This window comes from Ascidiaceihabitans sp. (genome assembly GCF_039986515.1).
Taxonomy (GTDB): Bacteria; Pseudomonadota; Alphaproteobacteria; order Rhodobacterales; family Rhodobacteraceae; genus Ascidiaceihabitans.
Genome location: NZ_JBDWQO010000019.1, coordinates 166,831 through 188,295 on the forward strand (window position 1 = coordinate 166,831; position 21,465 = coordinate 188,295).

A 21,465-nucleotide genomic window follows, 5' to 3' on the forward strand; every position below is an offset into this window, starting at 1 on the left:
GGGCAGCGGTCGTCAATTGCGATTTACGACCGCTGCTTGCAGGCGTAAGTAGGCGCAATGGATGATACAACTATATTGAGCGGTCAGATTCTGACCTATTCCGGTGATCCGTTTGAGACCCCTTGGCAAGACTGCGTGCATATCGACAGCGCGGGCGCGATAGCGATGCAAGGCGGGCATATTGTGGCCGTTGGTGCAGCTGCTGACCTGCGCCAAGCTTACCCGCAAGCGATCGAAGTGCGCTACGGTGATAAACTGATTGTTCCGGGGTTTGTGGACGCCCATGTCCATTACCCCCAGACGGGCATTATCGCGTCATGGGGCAAACGGCTGATTGACTGGTTAAACACCTATACGTTCCCGGAAGAAACGCGCTTTGACGATCCGGTCTATGCCTGCGAGATCGCCCGCCTTTACCTTAAATTAACGCGCCAACACGGCACCACAACCGTTTGTTCTTATGGAACTATTCACCCGGCATCCGTTGATGCGATCTTTGAAGCCGCGGCAGAATCCGGCCAACGCATCGTGGCGGGCAAGACCTGCATGGACCGCAACGCGCCGCAAGATTTGCAAGACACAGCGCAATCGGCTTACGACGACAGCCTTGCATTGCTGACACGCTGGCACGGGGTGGGCCGGGCCCAATATGCGATCACACCCCGCTTTTCGCCGACCTCTACCCCCGCGCAGCTGGACGCACTTGGCGCGCTCTGGGCCGCACATCCCGAGTGCCTGATGCAGACCCATCTTAGCGAACAAACGGACGAGATCGCCTGGGTCAAATCCCTGTACCCCGACGCGCGTGATTATCTGGACACCTATGAAGCACACGGCCTGCTAGGGACACGCGGTGTGTATGGCCACGCCATCCACATGGAGCCGCGCGAAATGGACCGTTTGTCCGAAGTTGGTGCATCGGCGGTGCATTGTCCGACATCCAACACATTCATTGGATCGGGCCTGTTCGATCTGGCGGGCATGAAAGCAAGGATGCCTGTAGGCTTGGCCACAGACACCGGGGGCGGATCATCCTTTTCGATGCTGCGCACGATGGCGGCAGCTTATGAAATCGCGCAGTTGCGCGGCACCCCCACACACGCCGCCCAGCTTTTGTGGTTGGGTACAGCGGGCTCTGCGCGCAGCCTTCATTTACAAGACAAGATTGGCCATCTGGGTGTCGGATTCGAAGCGGATGTTTGCGTGTTGGATCTGGCCTCAACGCCTGCCATTGCGCAACGCAGCCAGCGGGCCAAAGATGTCTGGGACGCAGTATTTGCGACCATCATGATGGGTGATGACCGTGCCGTGGCGGATCTGTGGGTTGCAGGGCGTCAGGTGCAAGAATAATTTTCAGGCCTGAATTCAGCTTTGGTTTCGCAATCGGGTGGCTTCGGGGGTCATTTGCGCCCCTGCCGATGCGATACCAAAGCCAATGCAACCAACAGGCGCGTTACAATGCATCTCTTAGTTGTCGCGCCAACCGGTTTTGCGTTTGAACCGTTTTCTCCAGATCCATCGTGACCATATGTCCGTCGCGCACAATCTGTCGCCCTTCAACGACCAAGTGCTTCACTGTCGTAGGTCCCGCCAAAAGCAACGCCGCAGGATCCCAGCTGCCAGCGCTTTCGATGCCGGAGACATCCCAGATCGCCACATCGCCCCGTGCGCCCGTTTGCAGTCGTCCGCATTCGGGGCGCCCCAGCACATCAGCACCGCCGCGCGTCGCTATTTCAAGGGCTTCGCCGGCGCTCATGGCGTCGGCCCCGTTTGCGACCCGTTGCAACAGCATCGCTTGTCGCGCTTCTGCGACCAAATTGCCCGCATCGTTGCTGGCCGATCCATCCACCCCCAACCCTGTGGGCACGCCTGCATCGCGCAAAGCGCGCACAGGCGCGATGCCACTGCCCAAGCGGCAGTTGGAACAGGGACAATGCGCAATCCCGGTTTTGGTTTCTGCGAACATTGCGATTTCGGACGCATCCAGTTTAACGCAGTGGGCATGCCAGACATCGGGACCCGTCCAGCCCAAATCCTGAGCATATTGCCCGGGTCTTTTGCCAAATTTTTCAAGACTGTACGCGATGTCTTCGTCGTTTTCGGCGAGATGCGTGTGCATCATCACGCCTTTGTCCCGCGCCAAAATAGCCGCATCACGCATCAATTCCGTGCTGACCGAGAACGGCGAACACGGGGCCACACCGACACGGCACATCGAATTGGGAGAAGCGTCATGGAAGGCGTCGATAACACGAATACAATCGTTCAGAATATCCGCCTCACGTTCCACCAGGCTGTCTGGTGGCAAACCGCCATCGCTTTCGCCAATGCTCATGGCCCCGCGTGTCGGTTGAAAGCGCAATCCGACTTCGGACGCGGCATGAATGGTGTCCTCAAGCCGTGCGCCGTTGGGATAAAGATACAAGTGATCCGAGCTTAACGTGCATCCAGACAGCGCCAGCTCTGCCAGCCCGATCTGTGCGGATGTAAACATATGATCTGGCGTGAAGCGTGCCCAGATGGGGTATAGCGTTTGCAACCAGCCAAACAACAGCGCGTCTTGTCCACCGGGCACCGCACGTGTCAGCGTTTGATACAGATGGTGATGCGTGTTCACCAGCCCCGGCGTCACAACACAACCCGCCGCATTGATGACGTCGCCCAAAGGCGTTAGCCCGTGCCCGACTTCGGTAATTTGCCCGTTTTCAATTTGCACGTCCGCACCGTGCAACGCGCGACGCGTGTCATCCATGGTCAGGACAACGTCGGCATTTTGGATCAAAACCGTAGTCACAAGTGGTTCTCTAGAACAGCCAATGCTGCTTTATGAATGTCTGCGTTGGCTGCGGCGATCACACGTCCCCCATGATGCGCAGGTCCCCCCGCCCAGTCCGTTACAATGCCGCCTGCCCCGTGAATGACGCCAATGGGTCCTTGAATGTCATAGGCATTCAACTGCGCTTCAATCACCAGATCAATCTGCCCTGCAGCCAGTAAAGCGTAAGCATAGCAATCCATGCCGTATCTTGTCAGCCGCGTTTGGCCTGCGACCGCATGAAAGGCTTTTGCCTCTGCAGCGGTTCCCACTTCCGGAAAAGTTGTGAAAATTGTCGCGTCGCTTAACGGGCGGGGGCCGCGCGTTTTGAGAGTTGAGTTGCCATGCGGTCCTTGAAGGTTGGCGCCTGCAGGTGTGCCAGTGAAACGTTCACCGATGTAAGGCTGGTCAATGACACCGATCACCGGCCCTGCATCGTCACCGACAGCGATCAAGACACCCCACGTTGGTGTCCCCGAAATGAAAGCACGCGTGCCATCTATCGGGTCCAATACCCAAGTCAGCCCAGTGGTGCCCGATGTCGCCCCGAATTCTTCACCCAAGATTGCATCATCAGGACGCAAGGCCGCCAAAACATCACGCATCGCTTGTTCCGCCGCCCTGTCGGCGACAGTGACGGGATCAAACCCGTCATTTAGCTTGTTGTCGGACACAAGGTCCACACTGCGGAAATGCGGCAGAATGGCCTGACGTGCAGCGTCCGCAAGCGCATGTGCCACTTCGGTCAGAGCTGCGATTTGATCATGTGAAACTGTCATAAAAAAGGGGTGCCACGACGCACCCCGTTTTGCAACTTAGGTTTTTGAATGCAATCACATGCCCAAGGCGTGATCAGGCCACATCACTAAGGACACGCGCCAATTCGAACAAACGACGACGCTGGGCTTCGGGGATCGCATAGTATGACCGAACCAAATCCATCGCTTCTTTGTCAGCAAACAGATCAGATGGTACCATGTTGCCCGCTTCGGCTGCTTCGGATCCTGCAGGTTCCAGCCCTTCGAAGAAGAATCCCACAGGCACGCCAAGCGATTCCGCGATGTCCCAAAGGCGTGATGCACTGACGCGATTTGCGCCCGTTTCATACTTTTGGATTTGTTGGAATTTGATCCCGACAAGCTCTGCAAGTTTTTGTTGGGTCATCCCGATAAGCCAGCGACGCTGCCTAATCCGTTTTCCGACGTGAGTGTCGACGATGTGAGCCATGAGTTTTTACCTGCGATGCGCAATGCCTGAAACCCGAGCCATACGACGCGCAATGCGCACAGTCCGAACGATCCCAAAGCAATACTAGCCTGTCGGGATTGGCCGTAAGGTACGCGACAACGCGCCTCATAAGCAACAAGTTCTGCACGTATGAGCTGATTTGCAGCACCTTTATGCTCGCTAGACGCTATAGCTTTGTTAACGTTTTTCGTCAGTTCGGAGTCCCCTCCTGATGCCTAAGCAGGGCCAGAATGGACCCTTTTTAAAAATAATCTGGCGATAACAACGCGCTAGCAGAGATGCGAACAAATGTAGAAAATTGACGCCAATTGACGTCAATTTTCACTAAATTCGATCCGAAGTAGCAGCAAACTTATACAAAATTTTTCAGATTATGCTGTGCATTTTGATGGTTTCAACCTGAAACTGCACGCAGCTTGACCGAATCACTGCCCGCAAAGGCACGCCTTAGAAGGTCAGCCAAAGTGTCATGCACGACCCCTTTGGTGCTTTGTGCCCCGTATAAGTTGATGTGTTGCGCAGGCAATTCAGGCAGGCTTTCGTTATGATCTATCTTCTCCAGATGCGGCGGCTCTGTGCCTTCGATCATTGCATGCACAGCAAGGTCAGCTGCAACAGTTGCTTCAATCGTCCTGTCACTTTCGGTTTCGACCATTAGTTCCCACTCCAAACCGGCGGTGTCCAACCGTTCCACCACTTTCGGACGGAATGTACATTGCCGCCCGAACGCAAGCCGTAATGGTCTTTGCCGCCACGCGGACCCATCGGGCGCCCCGATCCAACACAACGGCTTTGTACAAAGCAACTCACCGCCCGCATCAATCGTTGTCTCTGTTGTTAGGATCAAATCACAAGTGCCCTGCCCAAAATCCCGTTTCAAAGCGCGTGTATAGGATGAAATCAGCTGCACTTTCACACGCGGAAAGGCGGCATGAAATTGCTTCAGGACGCGCGGGATCGCTGGATAAACGATATCATGTGGTACCCCAAGCGTGATCTCACCTTCAAATGCCTGATCCGTCAGCCGGGTTATGACTTCATCGTTCAATGCAATCATGCGGCGCGCATAGACCAGCAACTGCTCTCCGGACGCTGTTAATGCAATCGTACGCCCTGAACGGTCAAGCAATTCAAGCCCCAGCATCTCTTCCAACCGCTTCAACTGCATGGACACCGCAGATTGCGTCAAATGCAAAAACCCTGCAGCCCGTGTCACCCCGCCGCTGTCAGCGACAGCAACAAAAGACCGTAGCGTCGTTATATCCAAATTTCTCATATATCACGATCCTTGATGATAACCTTAACAAACATTCGTTTTTAAAATGTACATAGCTTTGCCATATACATCAACATACCTGATGCAAAATATGAAACGCATCGTTTTTTGTTAAATTGGAGAGACCCGATGGCTGTTACTGATCAAACCGGCATGATGTGCCAATCATCCTTGCACACATCCCCCGCCACCCCGTCTGTTTGGCAAATGCTGAGTGTCTGGCGCACGCGCCGCCAATTGCGGTCGCTTGATGCAAAACAGCTTGCAGATATTGGCGTGACCGCGCAAGACGCCCAGAAAGAAGCCAACCGCCCGGTCTGGGATGTGCCTGCCACGTGGCGCCAATGATCCCATCCGCCATAACAATATAGGCAAAACGTCCATTCCTGACGTTTTTTGTTAACTTGTGACGTTTTGCCTGTCGAAAACACTTGAAACGCCCCCCTCAGAGCCCGATATTCAAATACAGATATGCGTGGGAAGGTCCCGCGCCTACAGTGTTTAACTTGGAGGTCTGAAATGGCTGACGTGAATACAATCCGGAGCGCGGCCGGTTCCCGCGCCGCCCAGATTGACGTAGGGCTTCGCGCCCACATGAACAAAGTGTACGGACAAATGTCCATCGGCATGCTGATCACGGCATTGGCGGCTTGGGCGATTGCAGGTCTGGCAGTCACAGCTGACCCTTCCGCAGCAGCAAGCACATCCGAAGGTGTCTACGCTTTGCGTGAAGGCCAATACCTGACAGGTCTAGGCGTGGCGTTGTTCGCTTCCCCCTTGAAATGGGTTGTGATGTTCGCCCCCTTGGCATTCTTGTTCTTTGGCTGGGGCGCTTTGATGAGCCGTGGTTCTGCCGCAGCTGTGCAAGTTGGCTTTTTCATCTTTGCCGCCGTAATGGGCATTTCCATGAGCTCCATTTTCCTGGTGTTCACATCGTTTTCCATCGTGCAGACGTTTTTGGTTACTGCGATCGCCTTCGCATCGCTAAGCCTTTACGGGTACACGACAAAACGTGACCTGAGCGGCATGGGCACATTCCTGATGATGGGTGTTATCGGCTTGGTCGTTGCGATGTTGCTGAACATGTTCATCTTCCAGTCTGGTCCGATGATGATGGCAATCTCTGCGATTGGCGTTCTGATCTTCGCCGGTCTGACGGCCTACTACACGCAGGACATCAAGGCGACTTATGTGGCGCATGCTGCACACGGCGATCAAGAATGGTTGGACAAGGCGGCATCTGATGGCGCGTTAAGCCTCTACATCTCTTTCTTGAACATGTTCCAGTTCCTGCTGATGTTCATGGGCCAACAAGAGTAAATTCTGTTTCACAGAAACTGCTGGGGCCATCCGGAAACGGGTGGCCCTTTTTCTTTGTACCGGTGATATTTTTACAAGAACATAGTCATACGGATTGAAGGGAAGGCCACGGTGCCTCCCGCCATCGCGTCGATAGGGCCAATCGTGCTAAACCCTAAGGTGGCATAAAACCCTTCAGCATAGCGTGTTGACCAGCATTCCATTTCCGTGATCCCAGCCGCTTTGGCTGTTGTAAGACAATGCATAATCAGCGCTTGTGCGATGCCTTTGCGCAGGTGCGCCGGGTCTGTTGCCACGTGCCGGATATGCCCCTTGTCAGCGCGTGTTTTGTCTACGCTCCAGCCCCCTGCCCCTGCAAGGGTACCAGCACAGTCCCAGACAAAGAAGGTACCCGATGACAGCAACGCAGGTTGCGCCCTGATCATCTGGGGCAAAGCCATCTTCAGTGTTTCTGCATCATAGACGTCTTTCAACAAAGTTGGGTAGCTTCGCTCAAAAAGCCCATCCAAAGCCGATTGATCGTCAAGATTTGCAACACGCAGTGTCATTTCCATTTCCCTTCTTTGAACCCCAATACCGCGCCGCTTGGGTCCGAAAGCTGAAAACGCAAAAAGCCGCGCTTTTCAGCGCGGCCTTTGCGGTTCAAATCAGGGTATGATCTTACTTGATCTTGCCTTCTTTGTATTCCACGTGCTTGCGCGCAACGGGGTCGTATTTACGGACGACCATCTTTTCGGTCATCGTACGCGCGTTCTTCTTCGTGACATAGAAATGGCCTGTGCCCGCGGACGAGTTCAGACGGATCTTGATCGTGGTTGGCTTCGCCATTTTGTATCTCCTGCTGCATCATCCCCCGGTAGGGATATGCGTGAATTCTGAGATTTGCGTTCTAACTGTCTTGGCCCCCGAGTCAACACCAAACGGCAATATTATCGCAACTCTGTCCTTATATCTTAAATACTCCGTTCTATGTGCGCTTTGAAGGCGCAAAAGGCGCTGAGTCAGGGTCTCGTGATCGTCTCTTACGGGCATTGGTTGCCTTGCACGCCCTTGCTGCGCGGTACGCAAACCCCTTCATCACTTCAACAACAGTTCACCAAGCGAAAGCGAATTTGTGAAAACCCAATGTGGCATCACGATTGTTTAAGGGTTTGATCATAGCGTGCGGGCATGAAGATACCCAACATCATACGATTTTTTCAAAATCTATGGATGCATCCGCGCAGAATTGGGCGGATTTCAGCGCCACACATCGCTTTGGTTGTGATGTCATTGACGCTTACGCTATCGGTTTGGCAGTTCTCGAAGGCCCAAATCGCGTCGCGGACACATGCACGTTTTGACACATCTGTCAGTCGTCTTGTCGATCTGATTGAAGACAGGATGAGCCTGCACGAAGATGCGCTTTGGGCTGGCGTTTCCACAATCGAATCACATGGCGGCGACATCTCGCGGGATCGTTGGCAAGCCTTTACAAAAACACTGCGGCTTGAAGAAAAATACCCCGGCATCACGGGTATCGGGGTAATCCATTTCCTCAATGCAAATTCAGTAGGCGATTATTTGAAGACCCGGCGGTTGGAACGCGCTGCGTTTGACATTTTTCCGCATCACGATCACCGCGACATCATGCCGATTTCCTTCATCGAACTGGAAGCAGAAAACACTGCTGCCCTTGGTTTGGATCTCGCCCATGAAACCAATCGCCGGACTGCAGCAATCGCCAGCCGCGACACCGGAACCGCCCAAATTTCAGGGCCAATTGTGTTGGTGCAAGACAAAGCCCAAACGCCCGGATTCTTATTCTACGCGCCAGTATATCACGCCACAGAAGCAAATGACGGTGACGCCCGGCCCCTGGACGCGGTGGGGGCTGTCTACGCGCCCTTTGTCGTTCACAAATTGATTGAAGGATTGCTCGCCAAGGAACGGCGTCATGTCCATTTTAGTATCTCTGATAAAGACGTCACACTTTACGACGAACACTTAAACACCGATGCCGCAAATGATCCCGACCCGATGTTCGCCACTCAGGTCGCACTTCATATGTACGGGCGCGAATGGCTTTTGGACATGCGCAGCAATGCAGCATTTCGTCTCCAGAATTCTTACGCGCAGCCCAGGATCATTCTGTTGGCTGGATTGACCATTGAAGGTCTCATCATTGTACTATTGATAATGATGTCGCGGGCCAATGCCTATTCGGAGCGCTACGCAGACAAGGTCACCGCGCAACTGAAGCTGCAAACCCAAGACCTCAAAAACACAAATCAAGAGTTAGAGCAGTTCGCGTATGTGGCATCGCACGATCTAAAAACACCTATTCGCGGCATTGCTGGCCTGACTGAAATGATACGGGAGGACCTTGAAGGATATTTTGCATCGCCTTCGAACAACCCCGAAGTGGGACACAATCTGGATCGCATCATGGACCGCGTCGCACGAATGAATGCGCTGACACAGGGCATAATGGAGCTGTCGAAAACTGGGACCAATGCAGCCGATCAACCGAAGCTAGAGTTCCAAGAAGCTGTCGATGCTTTGGTGCTTGATTTCGAACTGGATCAAACCGCCATAAAGCTCAACACCCGTGTTTCCTCCATTGCGTTTGATCCTTTCAATCTACGCCGCATTTTGGAAAACCTTATTGGAAATGCGATTAAATACCACGATGGGAAAAGACCGCTTTTGATCACATTAGAAGCTGTCCAAGCCGGCGATCGTTGTCGCATTTCGATACACGACAACGGCCCTGGAATCGATCCACGCTATCACACTCGTATTTTCAACATGTTTCAAACCCTGCGCCTGAATGGTGCGGCAGAAAGCACCGGCATCGGGCTGGCCATTGTGAAAAAGGCTGTAGAGCGACACGGGGGACGTATCACTGTGATATCTCCCCCCGAAGGCGGTGTTTTGTTTGCCTTTGATTGGCCCCTTTTCGGGTCCCCATCACCCACTCACCTCCAGAAAAAAGCGGCGTAAATGCAGAATAAAATGAATATCTCGCTGGTGGATGATGACGACTTTGACGCTGAATTCCTACAACGCAGCCTTAAAAAGTCGGATTTTTTGGGTACTCTTACGCGCACCTGTAACGGGTTGGATGCTCTTGAGATTTTGAACAATCACTGCGCCCACGGCGAAACGGATCACCCATTTACTATCCTGTTGGACATCAACATGCCGCGTATGGACGGGCATGAATTTTTGACCGAGCTACGTCAAAATCAGGCAGTGGCAAATTCCCGTGTGATCGTTTTGACAACATCCGGCAGCGAAGCGGACATAGGCCGCGCATATGAAAAACACGTTTTTGGATACATCGTCAAACCACACGGCATCAAGGAAATGGATAATGTAGTACAGGCCTTAACGGCCTTTTGGGATACCTGTAAACATCCCAAACATCCGGTTTTGAACATACCGCACGTCCAAATTCACCCACTCCATTAAAGTAACCCACTTCATTAAAATGACCCAAAGAGGTCATCCTTTGAAATCGCAAGGAATGCCCGCCTTTCAGATAAATCTGCAAAAAGAGCATACTTAAATATTGAACAAACAAATTGCGCGGAAGGCCTATAAGCCGGATTCTGTCATAAGCAGTTGCCTGCCCGAGACGACCATTCATCTTGAAACAGAGTTGCCCCTGCTTCTCTAGCTGCCAACCCGGACCTGCTGGGGCTAAAGCGGCCCCGAGGGCATGCCCTCGCGCGGTCCCTATTTGGCATTGCTCCCGGTGGGGCTTGCCGTGCCGGTCCGGTTGCCCGTCCCGCGGTGGGCTCTTACCCCACCGTTTCACCCTGACCCTGCGTGTGATATCGGTTGCCCGATCCGCGCACAGGGCGGTTTGTTTTCTGTGGCGCTGTCCCTAGGGTTACCCCCGCCGGGCGTTACCCGGCACCGTTGCTTTGTGGAGTCCGGACTTTCCTCTTACCCCTGTGTTCGCAAGAACCAAGTCTAAGCGGCCGTCCAGCCTTCCGCGCAGGGTTGCTTGTGGCGGGTGACGTCCAACGCGTCAATGGGCTTTTGTTGGGGGTTAAGTACGACGGCGACAACAGACGATGGCAGGACCTTAAAGAAAACCCTTTGTCCTTGGATCCGTACCCCATCGTAGCTGAACAGCAACGGCCCTATCGGCGTCAGACGCCGGTGCGGTATAGCCTGCGTCGGCTGCCGTTTTTCCAGCAGGTAGTGTTGCCGCAAGACCCTGTCGTGCCAAACGTGCCCAATCAAAATGAGCCCCGGGGTCAAACTTGCGGCCCGGCGCCATATCGGAATGTCCAATAACCCCTTCCGGCCCGATCCCCCATCGATCAAGAATGCGCGGCAACAGCCATTCCAGGCTGGCCATTTGCGGCTCTGCAAACGGGTATGTGCCACCATTGTCCAACTCAATTCCGATGGAACGTGAATTGACATCGTCTTGCCCGTGCCATTCGCCCGCACCAGCATGCCAGGCGCGCATTTCTTCGTCCACAAGCTGCGTAATCTCACCTCTGCGCCCAATCACATAGTGGGCAGAGACTTCGGCCGCCGGATCACACAGCCGCTCAATTGCCGCCTCGGCCGAGGCCATCGCAGTGTAATGCACAACCACAAGCGAGGGCCGCAACCCATTCCGGCGCGGTCCACAATTCGGTGAAGGGTGTTGATGAATATACAGGCTTAACCGCCTGATGCCGCACGGTATGGCGTCGGATCCCAACGGCACGCGTAGCCATCCCCGTCCGGATCAAGACCTTTACGATCTTTTTCGGGGCCTCCTCGGGCCAGAAAATCAATCTGCGCCTCATCCGCGGAACGGTAAACCGCACAGTTCTTTTCGAACTTGTTGGCTGCGTTGAACCCCAGGCGTCGGTACAATTGCGTGCCTTTGGGGTGCTTGTTTTGCAACGCATAGGCCACGACATTTGGCTGATTGCCACCTTCACGGCTGGGCAAAGCGGTGGGCTGCACCACGGTATATTGCGCACGATTGGCTGCAATTCTTGCCTTGTCGCTTTCGATGGACTGTCGGGACGATACGGCCCCAAAATCGTTTTCGTCTGAAATTCCCGGGTTGTTCACCAAGGTTGGTGCAGCATTGGCCGGGCTGGCATTCACCACCCCTGCGCCGGAATTCAGTGATGCAGCCCTTGCGTTTTCAACATCATTCGCGTTGGCCGCAGCCGTCGCAGGAGAGCTATTGTTCAATGCGCTTTCGGCTGTCGCAATCACCGGATCGGCTGCCGGTCGCGGAGCAGGCGCTGGCGCGGCACCGGCTGTAGGCAAAGCGGATGATTGCACGGGGGCGGCAGCAGGCACCTGCTGTTGTGTCACTTGCTGTTTGGCCTGTGTCGACGTGTCAAAACCCACACCGCGACCAGGAACACCAGGTTGCGCCCCGCTGTCGGGAACAGCAGGTTGGCACGCCGCCAAAGCGCCCAGCGCTCCTGCGATCAGGATCAGTTTTGGTATCATATTTGCCTCCGCCCGCCTTTGGACGGTGCGCTTATTTACGATGCTCTTTTGCGTCGTTTACCACCATTTAGACGGTTTGGCTACAAAACCAGCCGCTTTCTCCAACGCATAGGCGGAAGACAGCAAATCGCCCTCTTCCCATGGGCGTCCGATCAATTGCAGGCCCAACGGCAAACCCTGGGCATCCAAACCCGCAGGCACAGCCACACCGGGCAATCCGGCCATGTTCACTGTCACTGTAAAGACATCGTTGAGGTACATTTGCACAGGATCAACATCCGTCATTTCACCCAATCCAAACGCTGCAGAGGGCGTGGCCGGTGTCAAAATGGCGTCCACACCGGCGGCGAACACGTCTTCAAAGTCTTTCTTGATCAGCGTGCGCACACGCCGCGCCCGGTTGTAGTAAGCGTCATAAAACCCGGCCGACAACACGTAAGTCCCGATCATGACCCGGCGCTGCACTTCGGATCCGAAGCCTTCCGCGCGGGTTTTTTCGTACATTTCGGTGATCCCGTCGCCCGCATCCAAAGTCGCACGGTGCCCGTAGCGCACCCCGTCGTAGCGCGCCAAATTGGACGATGCCTCGGCCGGGGCGATCACGTAATAGGCAGGCAAAGCATATTTGGTGTGCGGCAAAGAAATGTCCACGATCTCTGCGCCCGCATCTTTCAACATGGCCGCGCCATTTTCCCAAAGTTTCTCGATTTCGGCGGGCATGCCTTCCATCCGGTATTCTTTAGGGATGCCGATTTTCTTGCCGCGAATATCGCCTGTCATCAGCGCCTCAAAGTTGGGCACTGGCAAATCCATACTGGTGCTGTCTTTGGCATCGTGGCCGCACATGGTTTCCAGCATTATTGCCGCATCACGGACAGATTTTGTCATGGGGCCTGCCTGATCCAAAGACGACGCAAACGCCACAACACCCCAACGCGAACACCGGCCATATGTGGGCTTGATGCCGACGGTGCCTGTAAATGCAGCAGGCTGGCGAATAGAACCACCCGTGTCGGTGCCGGTTGCTGCCAAACATAGATCCGCCGCAACAGCAGAGGCCGATCCACCCGAAGACCCACCGGGCGTCAGCTGGCGATCATCGACTTTCCACGGGTTGACCGCGTTGCCGTACACAGATGTTTCATTGGAGGACCCCATTGCGAATTCATCCATGTTGAGCTTGCCCAACATAACAGCGCCTGCATTGAACAAGTTCGATGTGATGGTGGATTCGTATTGCGGCAAGAAGCCTTCCAAGATGCGTGACCCCGCCTGGGACGGCACGTCTTTGGTGCAAAACAAATCCTTGATGCCCAAAGGCAGGCCACACATGTCTGGCGCGTCACCGGCTTTGATGCGGGCGTCTGCAGCTGTGGCCTGATCCATGGCCAGCTCTGGCGTGTGGTGGACAAAGGCGTTCAAGGCCCCTGCCCCTTCGATTGCTTTCAGACAGCTTTCGGTCAATTCGCGCGACGTGGTTTCGCCTTTGCGCAAAGCGTCACGGGCTTGCGCCAAACCCAATGTGTTCAGTTCAGTCATTATTCCACCACCTTGGGCACAGCAAAGAATCCCTCACGCGCGTCGGGCGCGTTTTTCAAAACAGCTTCCGGCTGGTTGCCGTCTGTCACCACGTCTTCGCGGCGTTTCAAACGCTGGGGCGTCACAGAGGTCATAGGTTCGACCCCTTCCACATCCACTTCATTGAGCTGTTCGATAAAGCCCAAAATTGTGTTAAATTCTTCGGCCAAGGCAGGAAGAGCATCTTCTTCTACCTTGATGCGTGCAAGCTTGGCGACACGCGCGGCTGTGCTTTGGTCAATCGACATGGGAACCTCATTTGTTGGTTTCCGTTTACCGCTCTGATCGCCCACTCGCAAGGTCTTGTGGGCGGGTTTGATTGCAGGCAGAGTTTGCCACAGACACAAAGAAAGGCCGGTCCATGAAACTTACCCTGCATCACGTCAGCTTCAGTTCTGAAAACGTCAGCCGTCTGGACACTTTTTACCGTGATGTTTTGCAATTGGACGCGGTCACCCAAGACATTCCGAAACAAGAAAAAAACAAAGGCTATGCAGGGCAATTGGCGTTTCGCACCGATGGCGCCGTGCAAACCCACATCGCGCAAAAGGATTTGACCGTCGGCTTTAAAACAGGTCATGCCGTCAATCCGGTCGAACGCGGTCACATTGCCTACCGCACCGACGACATTGAAGCCTTCAAGGCGCATCTGGATGCACAAGATATACCCTATTCAGATTGGGGGCACACCGCCGCTGCGGAATGGCATCAGGTTTTTTTCTACGACCCTGACGGCAACGTCATTGAAGTGCATCAAGCCAAAGACAGCTGACAAAACATTGGCTTAGCGACCTTCGCGCTTGGCTTGGAAAAACGCCCTAAGCAAAGTGGCAGATGCCTGCGCCCCGATTCCGTCGTAAATCTCAGGCGCGTGGTGGCATTGCGCGTGGGAAAACACCTTTGCGCCCACACCCACGCCCCCGGATTTAGGATCATCCGCCCCGAAGTACAGCCGCGCAATGCGGGCGTTGGAAATAGCCGCCGCACACATCGGGCAAGGTTCCAACGTGACGTATAGGTCGTGTCCCGCCAATCTGTCTGTGCCTGCCGCAACGCATGCGGACCGGATCGCCAAAATCTCAGCATGCGCCGTTGGGTCGTGCAATTCGCGTGTCCGGTTGCCCGCCTGCGCCACCACCTGCCCTGATGTGTCCACGACAACAGCGCCCACAGGCACTTCACCGCGCGCAGCGGCCGCTTTGGCTTCTTCCAAAGCAATATCCATGAACGATGTGAATGTCATTGTGTTACCCTTCCTCCAAACAGTGCGCTTTCGCAAGGTGCGCGGATAGGATAGAGGCGGCGTCATGACACAAGATACCCCATCCCAGCCGCCCAAAGGCGACCGCATCGCAAAAGTTCTGGCCCGCGCAGGTGTGGCCAGCCGCCGCGACGCCGAAAAGATCATTGAAGCAGGCCGCGTCGCCGTCAATGGCACCGTGCTGGACCGCGCCGCCTACAATGTACGCCCCGACGACACGATCACCGTCGACGGCAAACCCATAGCGGACGCCGAACCTGCCCGGATGTGGCTGTATCACAAGCCCGCCGGTTTGGTGACAACCAACCGCGACGAAAAAGACCGCGAGACAATCTTTGATCACATGCCCGAGGATCTGCCCCGCGTGATGTCCGTGGGCCGGCTGGACATCAATTCCGAAGGGCTTTTGTTGCTGACCAACGATGGCGGCATCAAACGCAAGCTTGAATTGCCTTCTACAGGCTGGCTGCGGCGCTACCGCGTGCGCGTCAACGGCCGCCCCACCGAAGATACCTTTACCCCATTGCGCAAAGGTATCGTCGTTGAAGGCGAAAAGTTCCAACCCATGCAAGTGTCGCTGGATCGCCAGCAAGGCGCAAATGCGTGGCTGACCGTGGGACTGCGCGAAGGCAAAAACCGCGAAATCCGCCGTGCTATGCAAGACATTGGCCTGACCGTAAACCGTTTGATCCGCATCAGCTATGGCCCTTTCCAGCTGGGTGACCTGAAACAAGGCGAAGTCGAAGAACTGCGCCGAAAAGTCATGCGTGATCAATTGGGCATGGAAGCCGAAGACCCCGTGGGCACAGCCAAGAAAAAAGAGGTTAAGCGCCCCGATCGCAAATACGCTGCCTCACGCAAGCCCTCCGAACAGGGCCGCACCCGCGACCGTGCGCGTGCCGAATACGCCCGTGAAAAAGCCGAAGGGTCAGGGGGGCGCCCAACTGCAACGGGGCCGAAATCAGGTGCCAAATCAGGCGCGAAGTTCGGGGCAAAGCCGTCAGGCAAACCTGCGCCCAAGTCGCGACAACGTCCGCAGGGCAAGCCAGGTGCCAAGCCGCAGGGCAAACCAAAAAGATAAACGCCATCCACAGGGGCGCCCCCGAAACACAGCGTGTTTTCCGCAAAAAGAGTGCAACCTTGCAGCACCTTGCGCAGTTTTCCCCCTTGCATGGGCTGTTGATTGTTACAAAGCTGCGCTACATGCGTGGAAATTCTGTTTTGGGGGACGGCTATGCTTGACTATGTGGCGCAACTGGCGACGTTAGAAAATCTTGGAAATCTGTTGATGCTTTGCTTTTTGCAAGCGGTTCTGGGTTTCGACAATCTGTTATACATTTCAATCGAAAGCCAGCGCGCCCCTGTGGCCCAACAAGCCGCCGTGCGCAGATGGGGTATTTTGATTGCTGTCGCTCTGCGTGTGATCTTGTTGTTTGTCATGATCCGCTTGATCGACGCAATGGCAGAACCCTTTTACATTTTCGATTGGACCGGCGTTCTTGAAGGTGGCGTGAACTTTGCGACTTTGGTCTTCGTCATCGGCGGCATTTTCATCATGTACACGGCCGTGAAAGAAATCGGACATATGCTGACCATTCACCAGCTCGACACAGATGTCGAACAAAAATCGGGCAAATCAGCGACACAGGTTGTGATGCTTATCGTGTTGATGAACCTGATCTTCTCTTTTGATTCTGTTTTGTCTGCCATCGCCATCACAGATGTGTTCCCAATTCTGGCGACTGCAATTTTGTTGTCCGGCCTTGCCATGTTGCTGTTGGCAGACGGGGTGACACGCTTTTTGGAAAAGAACCGCATGTATGAGGTGTTAGGCCTGTTCATCTTGCTGATCGTCGGTGTTGTTCTTTTGGGTGAAGCGGGTCAAGCCGCAGCGCATGCGATGCATGATGACAGTCTGGCTCTGAAAGTCGGCGGCTACGAAGTTATTCCGATGTCCAAGACCACCTTCTACTTTTCCGTTTTGGTTCTTGTTGCGGTCGAAGTCATTCAATCGGGCTACACCCGCAAGCTGAATGCGGAACGCCGCACAGGTGCCAAACACTGAACCGCAGCAGTTATCTGGCAAAAATGGTTAAGACGCCCTAAGCTGTGCATAAAGGGAAGCAAATGACACCAAATACCTTTCAAAAGATCGCATATGCCGCGTTGATCGTCCTGATGTTTGGGGTGACAACGGGCTGGCTTGGAGGACTTTGACACATGGCAAAGCGATTTGGTGGTCAATACAGCCCCGACGGCGAAACGTCTGATCTGGATGCGGTCACACCCGGGGCCTATGACAGTGCGGATGTGTCCCCTGTGGGGGCACGCGCCAATGTGCTGTTTATGCCTGCAATTCCAATGGTGTTTTTGTCGCTAAACGACGGAGCAATTGGCCTGGTCGCAGGACTGGGCGCCGCTGCCGTTCTGACGCTTGCGGCCTGGCTGTTGCGTGGCGGTCTGCAAGCAGAAGCTGCGTTCAATGCCCGCAAGGTCGCGCGTAAACCCGGCATCCCACGCAAGATGTTTGCCAGCGTGCTGACAGGCATCGGTATTGCGATGGCCGCCTTTCGGGTAGAGCCGGGCGTGATTGCGCCGGTGTTGTATGGATTGGCGGCAATGGGTCTGCATGTGGCCGCCTTCGGCATTGATCCGCTGCGATCAAAAGGGATGGCGGGCATTGATACGCACCAACAAGACCGTGTGGCCAAGGTGGTCGATAAGGCCGAAGCCTATCTTGACGAAATGACCGACGCGATGCGCCGCGCCAATGACCGGCGCATGGAACAAAAGCTGCAAGGGTTTCAAAACAAGGCCCGCGATCTTATCCGCACGGTCGAAGAAGACCCGCGCGATTTGACCGCCGCCCGCAAGTATTTGGGCGTCTACTTAAAGGCCTCGCGCGATGCCACGATCAAATTCGCAGACATCTACAGCCGCACACAAGATGCCCGTGCACGCGAAGACTATGCCACACTTTTGGACGATCTAAGCGCGGGCTTTGATGCCCGCACAAAGAAATTGCTGCTGGAGGACCGCGGCGATCTAAATGTTGAAATTGATGTGCTGCGTGAACGCTTGCAGCGCGAGGGCGTCCCCGTACGCCCGTCTGACGAGATATAAAAAAAGGAGGACCATGAATGTCCGAAACTGTACGCCAAAAAGCCGAAGCCACTTTAGCAGAAGTCGAAGCTGTCACAGCCGTGGCTTTGCGCGAGCCTGAGGATGCCGGGGCCGTCGTACCGCTTGCCCAAGCCGACGCCCCTGTCAGCGCCGAAATCACCAAGCGCATGGCTGAAATTGACATGGAAAGCACCAATTCCATCGTCTCGTTCGGGTCAAATGCACAAGCCGAATTGCAGGTTATCTCGCAATCTATGCTCGCCGATGTGCGCAACAAAGATTTGGGACCAGCTGGCGATTCACTGGCCAATATGGTCACGGCCATTCGTGGTTTTTCCATCTCCGAACTCGATGTGCGCCGCGAACGCACGTTTTGGGAAAAGCTTTTGGGCCGCGCAGCCCCATTCATGAAGTTCAAAGCGAAATTCGAAGATGTCCAAGGCCAGATTGACGAAATCACTGATGATCTGGAGGGTCACAAGCACACGCTGATGAAAGACATCAAATCGCTTGATCTGCTCTATGACAAAACGCTCGATTTCTACGACGAACTGGCGCTGTACATTGCAGCCGGTGAGGAAAAGCTGAAAGAGCTGGACGAGGTCACAATCCCTGCCAAGGCCGCTTCTGTTGAAGCCGCCGCCGAAAACGATCAAGTCATGGTGGCCCAAGAACTGCGTGACCTGCGTGCCGCGCGTGACGATCTGGAACGCCGTGTCCATGATCTGAAACTGACGCGTCAGGTGACGATGCAATCGTTGCCTTCGATCCGTTTGGTTCAGGAAAACGACAAAAGCCTTGTGACCAAGATCAGCTCGACTTTGATCAACACAGTGCCTTTGTGGGAAACGCAATTGGCCCAAGCTGTCACCATGCAACGCAGCGCTGAAGCGGCCAAAGCGGTGCGCAGCGCCAATGATCTGACCAACGAATTGTTGACGTCAAACGCCGAGAACCTGCGCACCAGCAACAAAATGGTCCGCGAAGAAATGGAACGCGGTGTGTTCGACATCGAAGCTGTCAAAAAGGCAAACGCCGATCTTATTGGCACCATCGAAGACAGCTTGAAAATCGCGGACGAAGGCAAAGCCAAACGCGCCGAAGCCGAGATTGAATTGCAGAAGATGGAAACAGATTTGCGCGACACTTTGGCGGCTGCCAAGTCACGCGAAGACGGTGTGGGCGACAACGCATCCACGTCTGTTCCAGCCTGATCTGAAGGGTGCGGTGGCGCGGTTATAAGGGCCGAAGAATGGCGGCGAAGCTCGGGGCATGTTTTGCATGTCTTGCGACACTCGGGGCGTGTTTGACCCCGGTGGAGCCTGTGCTGACCCCCAAAGCCCGCCCAGCCGCGCTGCGCCCCGCCCCCATTCAGGTGGCCCAAGCCACATCCGAAAAAAGTGCCGCTTTGCGCAGCTATTTGACCTCGGTGCAATCGTCGCAACTGACCCAAGGGTTGCTGCGGCAAGACGGCGGTGGACCAGACACCCCCTACAGCGCCGAAATGCTGGCCCGCAACTTCAAGCAAATCGTGTTTTACAACGAATACGGCGGTGCAGCCCAAGGTGTATCCGGCAAACTGCGCCGCTGGGACGCGCCTGTGCAGTTTGAGGTCTTTTTTGGCCCCTCTGTGCCCCCGTCACAACGTGCGCGCGACATGCAAGACGTCAAGGAATACGCAAAACGTCTGGCCCGCGCGACAGGGCATCCGATCAGTGCGAAATCCGGCGGTGCATCGCGTGGGAATTTCCTTGTGTTTTTCGTGTCCGAAGACGACCGCGCCGCAACCATAAACCAGATTGCCACCCGCCTGCCGGGTATCACACAGGCCAATCTAACGGCTGTGCGCGATCTAAGCCGCGACATTTACTGTGCAGTTGCTGCCTACGCCACAGGCCCTGATCGCAGCACTTATACTGCCGCTGTGGCTGTGATCCGTTCAGAAAATCCAGATTTGCTGCGTCTATCTTGTATCCACGAGGAACTGGCCCAAGGCCTTGGCCTGGCCAACGACAGCCCTGCGGCGCGGCCTTCCATTTTCAACGATGACGATGAGTTTGCGTTGTTGACCGACCACGACGAAGTGTTGCTGAAAATGTTGTATGACGACCGCCTCAGGGCCGGAATGACCCAGCCTGACGCCGATCCCATTGTGCGCATGCTGGCGCGAGAACAGACAAAAGGGCCGCTGTAACGGCCCCAAAAGAAGGAGACCCCTCATGGGTATTTTTGATTTTCTGACAGGCGAGTTTATCGACGTCATCCATTGGGTCGACGACACCCGTGACACGATGGTGTCGCGTTTTGAACGCGAGGGCCACGAGATCAAATACGGTGCCAAGCTGACAGTGCGCGAAGGCCAAGCCGCCGTTTTCGTACACGAAGGGCAGTTGGCGGATGTGTTTACGCCGGGACTGTACATGTTGGAAACCAACAACATGCCTATCATGACCACGCTGCAACACTGGGATCATGGCTTTCAAAGCCCGTTCAAGTCCGAAATCTACTTCGTCAACACCACCCGTTTCAACGACCTGAAATGGGGCACCAAGAACCCGATCATCGCCCGTGACCCCGAATTTGGGCCTGTGCGTTTGCGCGCCTTTGGCACCTATTCCGTTAAGGTGTCTGATCCGGCGCGTTTCTTGGTGGAAATCGTCGGCACCGATGGCGAATTCACTATGGACGAAATCAGCTACCAGATCCGCAACATCATCGTGCAGGAGTTTTCGCGCACTTTGGCCAAATCCGGCATCCCTGTGCTGGACATGGCCGCCAACACCCGCGAACTTAGCCAGCTGGTCGCCAAAGACATCAGCGCACAACTGGCGGAATATGGCCTGATGCTGCCCGAGCTTTACATCGAGAACATCTCGCTGCCTCCGGCCGTCGAAGAGGTCATGGACAAGCGGTCATCCATGGGTGTGATCGGAAATCTCAACGAATACATGCAATTCCAAGCCGCCGAAGCTTTGGGACGCGATGGTGGTGCCGCGGCTGCCATGCAAGCCGGCATGGGGGCTGGTTTGGGCATGCAGATGGGACAAGCAATGAGTGCCGGACCATGGGGCGCAAAACCCGCCGCAACCGCCCCCGCACCTGCGGCCATGGCCCCACCTCCACCGCCTGTAGAACATGTTTGGCACGTTGCGGAAAACGGGGCGACGTCTGGTCCATTTTCCAAAGCCAAAATGGGCCGCATGGTGTCCGAGGGCACACTGACCCGCGATACATTCGTGTGGACCGCAGGACAGGATGGCTGGATGAAAGCCGAAGATGTGCGTGAACTGGCGCAGCTTTTCACCATTTTGCCCCCACCTCCCCCCGGCGCATAAGCCTTTGCGCCGCCGGTTCACGATTGGGTTACATTGGACCGTT

General features: G+C 55.1%; 23 protein-coding genes and 1 other RNA gene. 12 read left to right on the forward strand and 12 right to left on the reverse strand.

Features of this window, described 5'->3' with window-relative positions; all coding sequences use genetic code 11:
• The first annotated feature begins 57 nt into the window (after positions 1–57).
• Positions 58–1,350, forward strand: coding sequence for a guanine deaminase (gene guaD, locus ABJL60_RS19690; protein ID WP_348374081.1), 1,293 nt, complete (start codon positions 58–60; stop codon positions 1,348–1,350).
• Positions 1,351–1,453: 103 nt separating this feature from the next.
• Here guaD and ABJL60_RS19695 read toward each other — a convergent pair whose 3' ends face one another.
• The 4 genes from ABJL60_RS19695 to ABJL60_RS19710 form a co-directional block, all read right to left on the reverse strand.
• Positions 1,454–2,794 carry an 8-oxoguanine deaminase gene (locus ABJL60_RS19695; RefSeq protein WP_348374082.1) on the reverse strand — a complete coding sequence of 447 codons (1,341 nt, stop codon included), beginning with the start codon at positions 2,792–2,794 and terminating at the stop codon, positions 1,454–1,456.
• Positions 2,791–3,594 carry a histidinol-phosphatase gene (gene hisN, locus ABJL60_RS19700; protein ID WP_348374083.1) on the reverse strand — a complete coding sequence of 268 codons (804 nt, stop codon included), beginning with the start codon at positions 3,592–3,594 and terminating at the stop codon, positions 2,791–2,793. The genes ABJL60_RS19695 and hisN overlap by 4 nt, the downstream gene beginning before the upstream one ends.
• A gap of 73 nt (positions 3,595–3,667) precedes the next feature.
• Entirely contained in the window at positions 3,668–4,042 is a 375-nt protein-coding gene (locus ABJL60_RS19705) for a helix-turn-helix transcriptional regulator (RefSeq protein ID WP_108829123.1), read from the reverse strand.
• 415 nt (positions 4,043–4,457) lie between these two features.
• Positions 4,458–5,339 carry a LysR family transcriptional regulator gene (locus ABJL60_RS19710; RefSeq protein ID WP_348285135.1) on the reverse strand — a complete coding sequence of 294 codons (882 nt, stop codon included), beginning with the start codon at positions 5,337–5,339 and terminating at the stop codon, positions 4,458–4,460.
• A gap of 129 nt (positions 5,340–5,468) precedes the next feature.
• Here ABJL60_RS19710 and ABJL60_RS19715 point away from each other — a divergent pair, with 129 nt between their 5' ends.
• Positions 5,469–5,687 carry a DUF1127 domain-containing protein gene (locus ABJL60_RS19715; RefSeq protein WP_348374084.1) on the forward strand — a complete coding sequence of 73 codons (219 nt, stop codon included), beginning with the start codon at positions 5,469–5,471 and terminating at the stop codon, positions 5,685–5,687.
• Between the two features lie 171 nt (positions 5,688–5,858).
• Positions 5,859–6,659: a Bax inhibitor-1/YccA family protein gene (locus ABJL60_RS19720; RefSeq protein ID WP_348285137.1), complete on the forward strand. Its 801-nt coding sequence runs from the start codon at positions 5,859–5,861 to the stop codon at positions 6,657–6,659.
• Between the two features lie 71 nt (positions 6,660–6,730).
• On the opposite strand, the gene ABJL60_RS19725 is transcribed toward ABJL60_RS19720, so the two are convergent.
• Both ABJL60_RS19725 and rpmG read right to left on the reverse strand, forming a co-directional pair.
• Positions 6,731–7,207: a GNAT family N-acetyltransferase gene (locus ABJL60_RS19725; RefSeq protein WP_348374085.1), complete on the reverse strand. Its 477-nt coding sequence runs from the start codon at positions 7,205–7,207 to the stop codon at positions 6,731–6,733.
• Positions 7,208–7,319: 112 nt separating this feature from the next.
• Positions 7,320–7,487 carry a 50S ribosomal protein L33 gene (gene rpmG / locus ABJL60_RS19730; RefSeq protein WP_011454349.1) on the reverse strand — a complete coding sequence of 56 codons (168 nt, stop codon included), beginning with the start codon at positions 7,485–7,487 and terminating at the stop codon, positions 7,320–7,322.
• Between the two features lie 342 nt (positions 7,488–7,829).
• Between rpmG and ABJL60_RS19735 the strand changes: the two genes are divergently transcribed.
• Together ABJL60_RS19735 and ABJL60_RS19740 are read left to right on the forward strand one after the other, a co-directional pair.
• A complete protein-coding gene (locus ABJL60_RS19735) occupies positions 7,830–9,644 on the forward strand; it encodes a CHASE domain-containing protein (protein WP_348374086.1) in 1,815 nt (604 codons plus the stop codon).
• Positions 9,645–10,115, forward strand: a complete 471-nt coding sequence (locus tag ABJL60_RS19740; protein WP_348374087.1) for a response regulator — start codon at positions 9,645–9,647, stop codon at positions 10,113–10,115.
• 113 nt (positions 10,116–10,228) lie between these two features.
• Here ABJL60_RS19740 and rnpB read toward each other — a convergent pair.
• The 5 genes from rnpB to gatC form a co-directional block, all read right to left on the reverse strand.
• Positions 10,229–10,646: RNase P RNA component class A (gene rnpB / locus ABJL60_RS19745), an RNA gene on the reverse strand.
• 91 nt (positions 10,647–10,737) lie between these two features.
• The gene (locus ABJL60_RS19750) at positions 10,738–11,277 is read right to left on the reverse strand and encodes an N-acetylmuramoyl-L-alanine amidase (RefSeq protein WP_348374088.1); all 540 of its coding nucleotides are present in this window, start codon (positions 11,275–11,277) and stop codon (positions 10,738–10,740) included.
• Between the two features lie 53 nt (positions 11,278–11,330).
• Positions 11,331–12,125: a hypothetical protein gene (locus ABJL60_RS19755; protein ID WP_348374089.1), complete on the reverse strand. Its 795-nt coding sequence runs from the start codon at positions 12,123–12,125 to the stop codon at positions 11,331–11,333.
• A 57-nt stretch (positions 12,126–12,182) separates the two neighbouring features.
• On the reverse strand, positions 12,183–13,664 hold the full coding sequence (gatA, locus tag ABJL60_RS19760) for an Asp-tRNA(Asn)/Glu-tRNA(Gln) amidotransferase subunit GatA (RefSeq protein ID WP_348374090.1): 1,482 nt from the start codon (positions 13,662–13,664) through the stop codon (positions 12,183–12,185).
• Positions 13,664–13,951: an Asp-tRNA(Asn)/Glu-tRNA(Gln) amidotransferase subunit GatC gene (gatC, locus tag ABJL60_RS19765; RefSeq protein ID WP_348285144.1), complete on the reverse strand. Its 288-nt coding sequence runs from the start codon at positions 13,949–13,951 to the stop codon at positions 13,664–13,666. The genes gatA and gatC overlap by 1 nt, the downstream gene beginning before the upstream one ends.
• A gap of 113 nt (positions 13,952–14,064) precedes the next feature.
• Between gatC and ABJL60_RS19770 the strand changes: the two genes are divergently transcribed.
• Complete coding sequence (locus tag ABJL60_RS19770) at positions 14,065–14,475, forward strand: VOC family protein (RefSeq protein WP_348285145.1); 411 nt, start codon at positions 14,065–14,067, stop codon at positions 14,473–14,475.
• Between the two features lie 12 nt (positions 14,476–14,487).
• Here the strand turns inward: ABJL60_RS19770 and ABJL60_RS19775 are convergent, their stop codons facing one another.
• A complete protein-coding gene (locus ABJL60_RS19775; RefSeq protein WP_348374091.1) occupies positions 14,488–14,946 on the reverse strand; it encodes a nucleoside deaminase in 459 nt (152 codons plus the stop codon).
• Positions 14,947–15,010: 64 nt separating this feature from the next.
• Between ABJL60_RS19775 and ABJL60_RS19780 the strand changes: the two genes are divergently transcribed.
• The 6 genes from ABJL60_RS19780 (at position 15,011) to ABJL60_RS19805 (ending at position 21,422) form a co-directional block, all read left to right on the forward strand.
• Positions 15,011–16,045, forward strand: a complete 1,035-nt coding sequence (locus tag ABJL60_RS19780; RefSeq protein WP_348374092.1) for a pseudouridine synthase — start codon at positions 15,011–15,013, stop codon at positions 16,043–16,045.
• Positions 16,046–16,210: 165 nt separating this feature from the next.
• A complete protein-coding gene (locus ABJL60_RS19785; RefSeq protein ID WP_108830201.1) occupies positions 16,211–17,029 on the forward strand; it encodes a tellurium resistance protein TerC in 819 nt (272 codons plus the stop codon).
• Between the two features lie 155 nt (positions 17,030–17,184).
• Positions 17,185–18,087, forward strand: a complete 903-nt coding sequence (locus ABJL60_RS19790; protein ID WP_348374093.1) for a 5-bromo-4-chloroindolyl phosphate hydrolysis family protein — start codon at positions 17,185–17,187, stop codon at positions 18,085–18,087.
• 17 nt (positions 18,088–18,104) lie between these two features.
• Positions 18,105–19,301 (forward strand): toxic anion resistance protein, encoded by a 1,197-nt coding sequence (locus ABJL60_RS19795; RefSeq protein WP_348285149.1) that lies wholly within the window; start codon positions 18,105–18,107, stop codon positions 19,299–19,301.
• A gap of 38 nt (positions 19,302–19,339) precedes the next feature.
• Positions 19,340–20,281, forward strand: coding sequence for a DUF2927 domain-containing protein (locus tag ABJL60_RS19800; protein ID WP_348318584.1), 942 nt, complete (start codon positions 19,340–19,342; stop codon positions 20,279–20,281).
• A 25-nt stretch (positions 20,282–20,306) separates the two neighbouring features.
• Entirely contained in the window at positions 20,307–21,422 is a 1,116-nt protein-coding gene (locus ABJL60_RS19805) for an SPFH domain-containing protein (RefSeq protein WP_348285869.1), read from the forward strand.
• The last annotated feature ends 43 nt before the right edge of the window (positions 21,423–21,465 follow it).